At 61.3% G+C, this 11,880-nt stretch carries 13 protein-coding genes; 9 read left to right on the top strand and 4 right to left on the bottom strand.

The window, feature by feature from the left end; translation table 11 throughout:
- Positions 1-14 precede the first annotated feature (14 nt).
- The 5 genes from IPM27_03910 (at position 15) to IPM27_03890 (ending at position 4,088) form a co-directional block, all read left to right on the top strand.
- On the top strand, positions 15-797 hold the full coding sequence (locus tag IPM27_03910) for a dioxygenase (protein ID MBK9160695.1): 783 nt from the start codon (positions 15-17) through the stop codon (positions 795-797).
- 148 nt (positions 798-945) lie between these two features.
- Positions 946-2,394, top strand: a complete 1,449-nt coding sequence (locus IPM27_03905) for a circularly permuted type 2 ATP-grasp protein (GenBank protein MBK9160694.1) — start codon at positions 946-948, stop codon at positions 2,392-2,394.
- Positions 2,391-3,383, top strand: coding sequence for an alpha-E domain-containing protein (locus IPM27_03900; protein ID MBK9160693.1), 993 nt, complete (start codon positions 2,391-2,393; stop codon positions 3,381-3,383). Before IPM27_03905 ends, IPM27_03900 begins: the two co-directional genes overlap by 4 nt.
- 89 nt (positions 3,384-3,472) lie before the next feature.
- Positions 3,473-3,661, top strand: coding sequence for a hypothetical protein (locus IPM27_03895; protein MBK9160692.1), 189 nt, complete (start codon positions 3,473-3,475; stop codon positions 3,659-3,661).
- Entirely contained in the window at positions 3,600-4,088 is a 489-nt protein-coding gene (locus tag IPM27_03890) for a hypothetical protein (protein MBK9160691.1), read from the top strand. Before IPM27_03895 ends, IPM27_03890 begins: the two co-directional genes overlap by 62 nt.
- Before the next feature lie 318 nt (positions 4,089-4,406).
- Here the strand turns inward: IPM27_03890 and IPM27_03885 are convergent, their stop codons facing one another.
- Both IPM27_03885 and mnmH read right to left on the bottom strand, forming a co-directional pair.
- Positions 4,407-4,883, bottom strand: a complete 477-nt coding sequence (locus tag IPM27_03885; protein MBK9160690.1) for a hypothetical protein — start codon at positions 4,881-4,883, stop codon at positions 4,407-4,409.
- A gap of 232 nt (positions 4,884-5,115) precedes the next feature.
- The gene (gene mnmH / locus IPM27_03880; GenBank protein MBK9160689.1) at positions 5,116-6,150 is read right to left on the bottom strand and encodes a tRNA 2-selenouridine(34) synthase MnmH; all 1,035 of its coding nucleotides are present in this window, start codon (positions 6,148-6,150) and stop codon (positions 5,116-5,118) included.
- 20 nt (positions 6,151-6,170) lie between these two features.
- On the opposite strand from mnmH, the gene selD reads away from it, so the two are divergent.
- Complete coding sequence (gene selD / locus IPM27_03875) at positions 6,171-7,211, top strand: selenide, water dikinase SelD (protein ID MBK9160688.1); 1,041 nt, start codon at positions 6,171-6,173, stop codon at positions 7,209-7,211.
- A gap of 47 nt (positions 7,212-7,258) precedes the next feature.
- On the opposite strand, the gene IPM27_03870 is transcribed toward selD, so the two are convergent.
- Positions 7,259-7,636, bottom strand: a complete 378-nt coding sequence (locus IPM27_03870) for a MarR family transcriptional regulator (protein MBK9160687.1) — start codon at positions 7,634-7,636, stop codon at positions 7,259-7,261.
- 2 nt (positions 7,637-7,638) lie between these two features.
- Positions 7,639-8,031 carry a hypothetical protein gene (locus IPM27_03865; GenBank protein ID MBK9160686.1) on the bottom strand — a complete coding sequence of 131 codons (393 nt, stop codon included), beginning with the start codon at positions 8,029-8,031 and terminating at the stop codon, positions 7,639-7,641.
- 243 nt (positions 8,032-8,274) lie between these two features.
- Between IPM27_03865 and IPM27_03860 the strand changes: the two genes are divergently transcribed.
- The 3 genes from IPM27_03860 to IPM27_03850 are packed head-to-tail and all read left to right on the top strand — an operon-like array spanning position 8,275 to position 11,852.
- On the top strand, positions 8,275-9,198 hold the full coding sequence (locus IPM27_03860) for a MoxR family ATPase (GenBank protein ID MBK9160685.1): 924 nt from the start codon (positions 8,275-8,277) through the stop codon (positions 9,196-9,198).
- Between the two features lie 30 nt (positions 9,199-9,228).
- Complete coding sequence (locus tag IPM27_03855) at positions 9,229-10,503, top strand: DUF58 domain-containing protein (GenBank protein MBK9160684.1); 1,275 nt, start codon at positions 9,229-9,231, stop codon at positions 10,501-10,503.
- Entirely contained in the window at positions 10,500-11,852 is a 1,353-nt protein-coding gene (locus IPM27_03850; GenBank protein MBK9160683.1) for a hypothetical protein, read from the top strand. Before IPM27_03855 ends, IPM27_03850 begins: the two co-directional genes overlap by 4 nt.
- Positions 11,853-11,880: the final 28 nt, after the last annotated feature.

Below are 11,880 nucleotides of genomic sequence, written 5' to 3'. Positions count from 1 at the left end.
GCTAGCATCCGCGCATGACCCTGCCTGTCCTGTTCGTCTCACACGGTGCCCCGACCCTGTCGCTCGATTCCGGCGAAACGGGCGCGGCCTGGCGGCAACTGGGCGAACGATTGCCCCGGCCATCGGCGATCCTGGTGATCTCCGCGCACTGGGAGACGCCAGTCCCGACCGTCAGCAGCGCGGTCGAACCGGAAACCATCCACGACTTCTACGGCTTCCCCGCCGAACTTTACGAACTGCATTATTTCGCACCCGGCGCACCGGCGCTGGCGCAAGCGGTAGTCGATGCGTTGCAACAGGCCGGGATAGCGGTGCAACGGGACGCGACGCGCGGGCTGGATCACGGCGCATGGGTGCCGCTGCGGCTCATGTTCCCCGAAGCGGACATCCCGGTCGCGCAACTCTCGTTGCAGCCGGAGCGCGATCCGGCCTGGCATATCGCGGTGGGCCGCGCGCTGCGCCCGCTGCGCGAGCAGGGCGTGCTGATCGTCGGCAGCGGTTCCATCACCCACAACCTGCGCGCCCTGTTCAACCACCCGCAAGGCGAACCCTCGCCGGAATGGGTGACGGAGTTCTGCGACTGGATCGCGGAAAAGATCGAAGCGGGCGACCTGGAAGCGCTAGTCGAATATCGCAGCCGCGCGCCGCATGCCGTGCAGAACCATCCCACCGACGAACACCTGCTGCCGCTGTTCGTCGCGCTCGGCGCTGCACACGACATCAGAAAATCACAGCGCCTGAACCGCGTGATGACCTACGGCATGCTGGCGATGGACATGTGGCAGTTCGATGGCTGAGGGTTTTGACTGCTTCAATGTGGAACTGTTGAAGTTTGGTTTTTACCAGAAGCCGCGCTAGGCCGAATTATCTAGGCAATTCTGCGTCACTGTTGTATTGGCACGCTATTCGCTTGATGCATTGTAAGGAAACCGACAGTGCACAGTTATGGAACTCGCCAGAGACGAATACGCAACACATACCGCCTATGATGAACTGCTGGATCGCGAGCTGAAACCGCGCTCGGCAGCTCAGCCCTTGTTCGACTACATGAATTCGTTGAACGAAGACGAGATCGTGAACCGTCGCCAAGCGGTGGATGCCACCATCATGGCCATGGGCATCACCTTCACCGTGTACAGCGAGGCGGGGAATATCGACCGCGTATGGCCGTTCGACCCCATCCCGCGCGTGATGGGACGCAAGGAATGGGAGGCCATACAGGCCGGACTCAAGCAGCGTCTGCGTGCGCTGAACCTGTTCATCAACGACCTGTACAACGAACAGCGCATCATCAAGGACGGCGTGTTTCCGGCCGAGGTGCTGGAAGGCTCGGGTAACTTCAGACCGCAATGCGTGGGCATCACGCCCCGCTTTGGCGTGTGGGCGCACATCTGTGGCACCGACTTGGTGCGTGACAAGGACGGCACCGTGTATGTGCTGGAAGACAATCTGCGCGTGCCATCCGGAGTTTCCTACATGTTGGAGAACCGCCAGATCATGAAGCGCATCTTCCCCGAGGTGTTTCGCACCACCACCATCATGCCGGTGGATGACTATCCGACCCGGCTCTACCAGATGCTGGCTTCGCTCTCGCCACGCGAAGGCACGCAGCCCGTTATCGCGGTACTCACACCCGGTATCTACAACTCCGCCTATTTCGAACACAGTTATCTGGCGCAACAGATGGGTGCGCTCCTGGTTGAAGGCAGCGACATGGTGGTGGGCGCGGACGACATCGTCTACATGAAGACCATCACCGGTCTGCAGCGCGTGGATGTGATCTACCGCCGCATCGACGACGCCTTCCTCGATCAAGAAGTATTCAACCCGGATTCGGTGCTGGGTACGCCGGGCTTGATGCGCGCCTGGCGCAAAGGCAATGTCGGCATCGCCAACGCGCCGGGTGCGGGCGTGGCGGACGACAAGGTGGTGTATTCATTCGTGCCGCAGATCATCAAATACTATCTGGACGAAGAACCCATCCTTGCCAACGTGCCCAGCTACCTGTGCATGATCGAAGAGCAGCGCGAGTATGTGCTGGCGAATCTGGACAAGCTGGTGGTGAAGCCTGCCAACGAATCGGGCGGCTACGGCATGCTGATCGGCCCGCGTGCGACGCCGGAAGAGCGCGCGCAGTTCGCCGAACTGATCCGAAGGGACCCGCGCAACTACATGGCGCAACCCACGCTGGAGATCTCCACCGCGCCGACACTGGTAGACGGCAAGCTTGCGCCGCGCCACCTCGACCTGCGGCCTTTCGTGCTGCAGTCCGACCAGCTATATGCCACCACCGGCGGCCTCACGCGCGTGGCCCTGCGCAAGGGGTCGCTGGTGGTCAACTCCTCGCAGGGGGGCGGCAGCAAAGACACCTGGATCGTGGAGGACGCAGCATGATGCTCGCCCGCGTTGCAGAGAACCTGTACTGGATGGCGCGCAATCTGGAGCGCGCCGAGAACACCGCACGCCTGATCAACAGCACCACCTATGTGCTGCTCGACCTGCCGCACGGCGCAACATTCGGCTGGAAGAATCTGGCTGAGATCGCCGGACTGGATGATCTGTTCGCCAAGACCTATCCCGAGGCGAACGAGGAATCCATCATGCGCTTCCTGATCGAGGACGAGAGCAACCCCAGCTCCATCTTTGCCTGCGTGAGATATGCGCGCGAGAACACACGCACCCTGCGTGAAGTATTACCCGCCGAAATGTGGGAGCGCATCAACAGTCTGTATCTGTATGTGCGCCAGAATGCACAGGCCGCCTGCCGTAACCGGCGCGAACGCTACATGGTGCTGAACGAGGTCATCCAGCGGCGGCATGCCATCGTCGGCCTGTTCTCCGGCACCATGCCGCACGATGACACCTACCAGTTGATCAAGCTCGGTCGCAACATCGAGCGCGCCGACATGACCACGCGCATCCTCGATCTGCATTCCGCCATCTGTTTTCCGGACGACAGCGTGGTGCGCGAAGCGTTGGTAGAGCGCATCTGGATGAGCACGCTCGAATCGTTGTCCGCCTACCAGACCTATCGCCGTCTGGTCTCCATGCATGTGCGCAGTGACGATGCAATCCGCTTCCTGTTGCAGGACATGCGCTTCCCGCGCAGCGTGTCGCATTGTCTGAGCGAGATGGAGACCTGCTTCCGGCTGATGCCAAAGTCTCAGCAGTTGCAACAGCTCACCGCGCTGTTGCGGCTCAAGATCGCTCAGCACGACACTTCCCAGCTTGATGCTGTGGCTTTGCACGAATATCTCGACCTGCTACAGAAGCAGTTGGGTGAGATACACGATGCGCTGATGCAGAACTATTTCCATGCCTGGCAAGACGGCGTTCCGCCGCCCGGTAAAGCACAGGGAGAAATCGAGTTTGCCCAGCAATGAATGGGCATGGTAGTGTTGCGCGTCCGAATGAAGCGTCGTCGTCGCAAGGCGACCTCCACAACCTGAAATGATCGTATCCCTATGACATATTGCCTGGCCATCAACACCGACGAAGGCGTGGTGTTCTGTTCCGATTCGCGCACCAACGCCGGATTCGACAACATCTCCACCTATACCAAGATGCATTCCTTCGTGTGGCCGGGCGAGCGATCTTTCGTGCTGCTGTCTGCGGGCAATCTGGCCACCACGCAGGCGGTGGTCAAGCGGCTATGGAGTGACATCGAAGAGGCTGCCCCGGTGAATCTGCGCAGCGTGCCGAGCATGCTTGCCGCCTCGGACTACATCGCCAGCATCAGTGCATCGGTGCAAAAGCAGCATACCGAACGCGATACCGCGAACACCAATTTCGAAGCCACCTTCATCTTCGGGGGGCAGGTCGGCAGCGGCAGACCCGAGACACTGCTCATCTACGCGCAGGGAAACTACATCCACGAATCGGACGATCACCCCTTCCTGCAGATCGGCGAGATGAAATACGGCAAGCCCATCTTGGCCGCCACCACAAACGTGGAACCCCACTCGGGCGGGCCGCCCACCGCGCGCGCGGTTGCCCATAACCCCACCCCCCCCCCCCACCCCCCCGCCGGCCCCCCATTGATCTGCTCATCCTCAGGAAAGATGCTCTCGATTTCGGTCAGCGCATGACGCTCACCGAGAACGATCCGTTCGCCAAGGAGTTGTCGGAATTGTCGGAATCAGGGTTGGGCAGGCGCGGTGGGGGACCGGCCCGGGTTCCTGGGGGGGGGTGGGGCTCGGTTCATGGCACTGGTGGCTAAAGGAGTCAGGGATAGCTAAATGGTGAAACAGCGCAATTACCTCTAAAACACTTAAAGGTACCGGAGTGAGCAGGTAAGTTTGAATTTTGAGGAGGGGGCGAAATGAATGGGTCTTCGTGCCCATGTCATTGCTGGAATTTGAAGCTGAAATAAAGGGAAAATTGGCTGGAAAGTCGGCTGAAAAGCGTCAACGTCTGGCGCTTTGGCACTCTGCCAGTGCACGGAACAGGCGGCCATTTTTGGGTGAGATGTATACGCCATCATAATTGGCGAACTTTCTCTGATTCAGCGCGCCGGGTACGACTGCAATACAGCCGCCATGTAAAACGGCGTAGTAGTCTTCATCCCAGTCGGAGTGTTGGAAGACGATGACTTCTTCACGGCCACCGACATCCCGAATGGAAAGCCAGAGTTTTTTGCCGACTTTGTATTCGCAAAACGTGCCGCTGTCGCGCGTTTGTTTGCAGATGCCACGCTCAATCACTTCGTTGAATAATTCGTCTTGCGGGGTGGGTGCCTGGACTGCTACGGCACGTCCGCCGAGAACACCCCGGAACACATTCAACAACAATTCTTCTTGATTGGGCTGCGCGGTGGTGTGGGTAGGAATGGCCATACCTGCAAGCAGCAATGTCAGATGCAACACCTTACGAAAGTAACTCATATGCAGCCTCAAGCAACGGTTATTGGGGTGTTTTCATTTTGATGTTTTTAAGCAGAAAAGCAAGCGAAAACTAAAGGAAACGGAGTCGATTCTTTCAAGTGAAAATCGAGTGACCACTTTTGTTGGCAAGAAGCGGAAATGGCACACCACTGTTCCGAATTTCCGCAATGGCCGGGGATGAGACCGTCGTGGGCCCAGCCCGGGCTTCCACCCGACGCGATAACCCGGCTTCCTACAGTTGTTTCGCAACCTCGCACAGGGCTGTGTGCGACAGGTCGTTCAGCGCCACGTTCTCTGCCTTGTCCAGTTGCGCATAGTGCCCGGTGATGGCGCGCAGGTAGCTCGGGTCATAGTGCAACGTGAGCAGTTCGGCGACCATCGCGTCCAGATCCCCGCCACGGATCATTTCGCTCCATTGCTCCATCTTTTTCGCACCGTGGAAACGGTGCAGCGGCTGGAGGTGTTCGATGAAGACTTCCGGGTTCTCCGCATAGTGGCGGTAATCCTCGAGCAGTCCGGTGACGCGGGCGGCAAGCGGCGTTTCCACCAGCAGGCAGGGGCTGGCATGCATCGCGTCGAACAGCGCGATGGGTAGCGCGATGCTGCCGATCTTCTTGCTTTCCGCCTCGACATACACCGGACGTGACGGGTCGAGTTGTTGCAGGCGCTGCAACAGGATGCTGTCGAACCATTTCTGCGCGGGCTGCGGCTGGTCGGGCAGGCGGCCCAGCACCGAGCCGCGATGACGTGCCAATCCTTCCAGGTCGAGCACCTGATGGCCGGTCTGCGCCAGCGCGGTCAGCAGGCGGCTCTTGCCGGAGCCGGTGGGGCCGCATACGACTTTGTAGGTATATCGTTGCGGCAAGGCTTCGAGCTGTTCCAGCACATGGTGGCGGTAAGTCTTGTAGCCGCCTTCCAGCTTGTGCGCCGCCCAGCCGACCTGCGCGAGGACGATGCTCATCGCGCCGCTGCGCTGGCCGCCGCGCCAGCAGTAGACCAGCGGTTTCCAGGATTTGGGATGCGCGTGGAAGCGCGTTTCCAGATGGTTGGCGATGTTCTTCGCGACCAGTGCCGCGCCGACCTTGCGCGCCTCGAACGGCGACGCCTGCTTGTACAGCGTGCCGACGGTGATGCGCTCTTCGTCGCTCAGCACCGGGCAGTTGATCGCGCCGGGGATGTGGTCTTCGGCGAATTCCGCCGGCGTGCGCACGTCGATAATTTCGTCAAACTCACCGAGCTGTGATAGGTTCGCGGTTCTGAATAACATCGTCAAAAGAGGAAAAGTTCGTGTCCGAAGTGAAGTTGACCCAATTGTCGCACGGTGGCGGTTGCGGCTGCAAAATCGCACCAGCGTTGCTGCGCTCCATTATGGTGGCGGCCAAGGAAAGGCTGCCGTTCCCCGATCTGCTGGTCGGCACCGAGACCAGCGACGACGCGGCGGTATACCGCCTCAACGACCGGCAGGCGATCATCGCCACCACCGATTTCTTCATGCCCATCGTCGACGATCCGTTCGACTTCGGGCGCATCGCCGCGACCAACGCGCTGTCCGACGTGTATGCGATGGGCGGGAAGCCGATCATGGCGCTGGCCATCGTCGGCATGCCGATCAACAAGCTGCCGGTCGAGACCATCCGTTCCATCCTGCAGGGCGGCGAAGCGGTGTGCGAAGCGGCCGGCATCCCGCTGGCGGGCGGGCATTCGATCGATTCCGTCGAACCGATCTACGGCCTCGTGGCGCTGGGCGTCGTGCATCCCGGCCGGTTGAAGAAGAACAGCGGCGCGCAGGCGGACGACGTGTTGATCCTCGGCAAGGGCATTGGCGTGGGCGTACTGGCGGCCGCGTTGAAGAAGGAACTGCTGTCCGCCGAGGGGTACGCGCAGATGATCGCCACCACCACCCGGCTCAACACGGTGGGCAGCGATCTGTCGGCACTGGAGGGTGTGCACGCGATCACCGACGTGACCGGCTTCGGGTTGCTCGGCCACCTGCTGGAGATCTGCCGTGGCTCGGCACTGGGCGCGGAGATCGTGTTCGGCCAAGTGCCTGTCTTGTCCGAGGCCTTGCCGCTGGCGCAGCAGGGCATCGGCCCCGGCGCGATCGACCGCAATCTCGCGAGCTACGGGCACGAAGTGGATTTCGCCGCGCAACTGGCAACCTGGCAGCAGCGCCTGCTGGCCGATGCGCAGACCAGCGGCGGCCTGCTGGTGAGTGTCGCGCCGGAAGCGGCGGACGAAGTGCTGGCATGTTTCAGGAGCGCCGGGTTCGAGCAGGCGGCGGTGATCGGGACGATGAAGGCAGGCGCGGCGCGAGTATCGGTAATCTGAAGAGGGTCGAGCAGGCAAGTCGCGAATAAGCTGTCGTGGGGGCGGACTTAAGCAACCGCCACTCTGTCTTGCTGCGCGCAGATGTCCATGTCTACCGTCAGACGATGGATTGCAACCTCTGGTATCTTGATTTTCCCGGCGCCTTGGCGCAGACGCACAAAGCCCAAAGCTTCGAGCTTGCCCAATGTGCGGCTGACATTGGATTCTGCGCGCTGCACCAGCTTTGCCAGATCAGCCACGGAAGCGGGTTTCTTCTGGTCTATGGTGGCGAGCAGGAAGCGGTTCTCGGGAGTCAGCAGCCGAATCACGGCCTCTACAGATTCAAAAGAAACCTGGGCCGCATCGGCAGGAGCTTTGCGCTCACCGCGAGCGACAGACAGCATTTCCTTTCTCAGGTCTTGCATAGACTGGATTTTCATTTTCATAATCATCTCTCCTTGTCGTCCACAACCTCGGTCGATATGCCTTGCGCTTCGCAAAACTTCTCAACCTCGGCAAAAAAATCTTCCAGCAACTGCGCTGCCGATACGAAGGAATACGGGCGACCTTCGTCATTAACCGTTCTATGCCAGTGATCGGCATCCGGCTTGGCCTTCACAAACCTTCCGCCAGCATGCGGCGCCGGATGCGCATTGTCGAACCCCAGCAACCTTGTTCCATCCGGGTCATGAAAGGTAAGGGAATAGGCGATGCCGTGCGGCACTTGGGCAGACTGCGCAACCAGCCTGATCTCGAATTTCAGAAAATGGCCGCTGGCGAAAAAGTGCCGCCTTCCATCGTAATCAAGCAGCCACTTCAAAGTGTGTTCAGGCGTTCCCATGGCGCATCATATACCCACAGGATAGGATAATCAACGCCGCCTGGAATGGGTTTTGGAAAGGGAAAGTAGCGAAATCGTCCGCATCCCCGTCAGGCAGGTGAAGCGCTGAGGAGAGGATGGCATATTCCAACGTTTGGGCGCGGAAATTATATAGGCCGTCGAGACAGTTGCCGGAGGGTGCTCCCTGATGGTATTAAGCGGCCTGCGACCTGTATTCCCGATCCATTTCCGATAAAAAAGACCATGCAATCCATTCAAGCCCTGATCGACAATGTCGAAAAAGTCATCGTTGGAAAACGACCGGTGATAGATCTGGCGGTGATCTCGCTGCTCTGCCGCGGCCATGTGCTGCTGGAGGACGTACCCGGCACCGGCAAGACCATGTTGGCGCGGGCGTTGGCGCGTTCAGTGGCGGTGGACATGAAGCGGCTGCAATGCACGCCCGATCTGTTGCCGTCGGATATCACCGGCGTGCCGATCTACAACCAGAAGACCGGCGATTTCGAATTCCGCCCCGGCCCGGTGTTCACCCATATCCTGCTGGCCGACGAGATCAACCGCGCCACGCCGCGCGCGCAATCGGCGCTGCTGGAGTGCATGGAGGAGTTCCGTGTCAGCATGGACGGCGTGACCTATGACCTGCCGCCGATGTTCATGGTGCTGGCCACCCAGAATCCCATCGACATGGCCGGCACGCATGTGCTGCCCGAGGCCCAGCTCGACCGTTTCTTCGTGCGCCTCAACGTGGGTTATCCGACGCTGGAAGAGGAGGTCAGAATCCTCGGCGCGCAGGCGCTGGTCCATCCCATCGAACAACTGCAGGCGGTGACCACGGAGGCCGAGGTCATCGCCGCACGCGAGGCGACCAAACAGATCCGCATCAGTCCGGAGGTGACCGAATATATCGTCCGCATCGCCGCGGCCACGCGCCAGCACGCCGACCTGCGGCTGGGCGCCAGCCCGCGCGGTACGCTGGCGCTGGCGCGGGGCGCACGCGGCCTGGCCTTCCTGCGCGGACGGGACTACGTGACCCCAGATATGGTCAAGCTCATGTCCGGCCCCGTGCTGGAACATCGCCTCATCGTGCGTCCGCAGGCTGCCGCCCTGGGCAAGACGGCAAGCCATATCCTGAAAGAGATCGTGGACCAAGTGCCGCCGCCGGCGTGAGGCGGGACACGCAGAGTCGATTGCCAGCCGATGGCCCTGTCCCTTCCTTCATGGAATCCGCGTCATCTCAAGCCGCTGGTGCTGGCGAGCCTTGTGCTGGTGGCTTATGCGGCGGCCATCAACCGCGAGCAGACATTCCCCTGGGTCATTGCGGCGCTGTTGCTGGCGACCCTGGTTACCGGGATCACCTGGCCGCACTGGCTGGTGAAGCGCATGTCGGTGACGCGTTCCGGGCCGCAACGGGCCGAGGAAGGCGAGACCGTCCATTTCCATGTGACCGTACACAATCGCGGCTGGCTGCCGCGCTTCTTGGTGGAGGCCGTGGATCACCTGCCTTTCGTCGGTGCCGCGCAGGGCCGGGTGGCAGCGGGGGGCACGGTGCTGGGCGTGGTGGCCTACATCGGCGGCAATGCGACGCGGAGTTTCGATGTGCCGCTGCTGTGCGAAAAGCGCGGTTTCTACCGGCTCGGCCCCGCAGGATTGGCGACCAGCTTTCCGCTCGGCCTGGCCGAGGCGCGCCAGGAGAAGAACGGCGGGGTGCAGACGCTGACCATCTATCCGGACGTGTTCCCCATCGTTTCGCTGCCGCTGTTCGGCACGCCCAGCGAGATCCATCGCGGCGGCTTCCTGCTGCCGGAGGGCGCGGGCACGGCCGAGTTTTCCGGGTTGCGCGAGTACCAGCGCGGCGACAATCCGCGCCATGTACACTGGCCCACCACGGCGCGTCTGAACGAGCTGATGGTGAAGGAGTTCGAGCCGCTGGCGTCCGCCTGCCTGTATATCGCCCTGGATATGTCGGCGGATGCCAATGTCGGCAGCGGCAAGCATTCCAGTTTTGAGTATGCCGTGCGGATCGCCGCGTCCATCGGCCGCTATGCATGCGCCAACGGCATGCCCATCCGGCTGCACGGCGAAGGGACGCGCAGCCTTGCCATCGGCCTGGGGTCGGGCGAAGCGCATTTCCGGGACATGCTCGATGCGCTGGCGGTAGTGGATGCGGATGGCGCGACACCTTATGCCAAGGCGTTGCAGACCGTTGCGATGAACTGTCGTCACGGGCAGACGGTGGTGGTGTTCCTTTCCGAGCCGGAAGCGCGCGTCTCCGACACGGTGCAGATGATCGCGCTGTTGCGCGCGCGCGGCGCCAATGTGCTGGCGATCGCGTTCGAGCGCGAGTCGTTCCTGTCGCAAACGGCACTGCCGCCCGGGTCGCGGCCATCGCCCTGGGCCGGGTTGCTCGATCTGGGCATAGCCTGCCTGACGTTGCGCAAGGGCGACGATCTGGTGAGGGTGTTCAATCCATGAGCCCGCCGCTGAATTATTTCCCGGCCTATCTGGGGCTGTTCGCCGCACAAATCCTGGCGCTGGCTTGTAACGCATTTCTCGACATCCAGTATGGCGTGTTTGCGACGGAGGTCTCGCTATGGGCTGTCGCCTTTGCCGTCACCCTGTGGGTGGGCTGGCGGCAAGGAGGGGAGATCAACGATACCGGCAAAAGCTGGATGCGGCGTTCACTGATATTCGGCGCGTTGATCACCGTGCTGGTGTTCATCCCCATGTGGGGATTCCCGCGTGCCGGGTTGTACCTGCTGGCGATGATGCAGGTCTCGTACAACTGCGTCACCACCACCCGGCGGCATCTGCATCTGGGGCTGCTCATCTCGGTCGTGATGGTGCTGTTCGCCTCGTCGCACTATCGCGCGGATTGGACCATGCTGTTCTATCTCGTGCCTTATGTGGTCGCCGCAGTATTCACCCTGGTGGCGGAACAGATCAACCGCAAGACCGGCGAACTGCGCCAGCAGAGCCTCGGGAAACAGGTGGTGGGCGCGCAATGGACGGCGATCGCCGCGGCGACTGCGGTCATCCTTGCACTCGGCCTGTTGTTCTATGCGCTCACCCCGCAAGCGACATGGCTGTCCATATCGTCGCGCTGGGGGCAGCCGGGCGTCGTGGTTGGCAATGGCGGCAACGTGCCTTCCGGCGGCGGCATGCAGCCGGGCAAAAGTGGCGGCGGAACCGGTAGCGGGGCCGGCAGCGGTTCTGGCGCGGGAGCCGGTGGCGCAAGCTGGTGGCCGGCCACCGGCGAGATGCGCAAAGCGGCCGCGCGGCCGGGCATGCCGGAATGGCAGCGCGATGCGATCAATGGCATGGCGGATCTGGCCGATGGTGTGGGCAAGGTGATGCAACCGGTCATGCAAAGTTGTGTGGATATCTGGGAGTCGATAAAAGAATGGCTCAAGAAGAATCGCGACAAAGTGATCGCGCTGCTGGCCATTCTCGGTGTGCTGGCACTGCTTTACGCCATGTGGCGGCTGATGCGCGAGGCCAGGGTGGCCACCTGGATGCGTACGCGATTCGACTATATGCGCCTGGTCTTGTTCGGCTCGTACAGCGGCGATGAACATGGCGCCCGGGTCTGTTATGAGGCGATGGCACGGCTGTTCGAGTTGCACGACATCAAGCGGGACGCGCGCGAAAATACGCTGGAATACCTGGCCGAGATCAATTTGTATTACCGTCATTTGAGCCGGGAGGCCGGGGAGATGACGCGTATCTACGAGGATGCCCGCTACGGTGGCAGGGCGGGGTCCATGCAGGTCGATCGCATGCGGGAGCTATATCGCCGGATTTTCCGGGTCATGGCGGATTAGCCTGGATGTTTGATCCGGACGGTGAGGC

Source organism: Nitrosomonadales bacterium (genome assembly GCA_016716325.1).
Taxonomy (GTDB): Bacteria; Pseudomonadota; Gammaproteobacteria; order Burkholderiales; family Gallionellaceae; genus Gallionella.
Note: the sequence above shows the minus strand (reverse complement) of the source record. Positions and strands in the feature narration are given on the sequence as shown.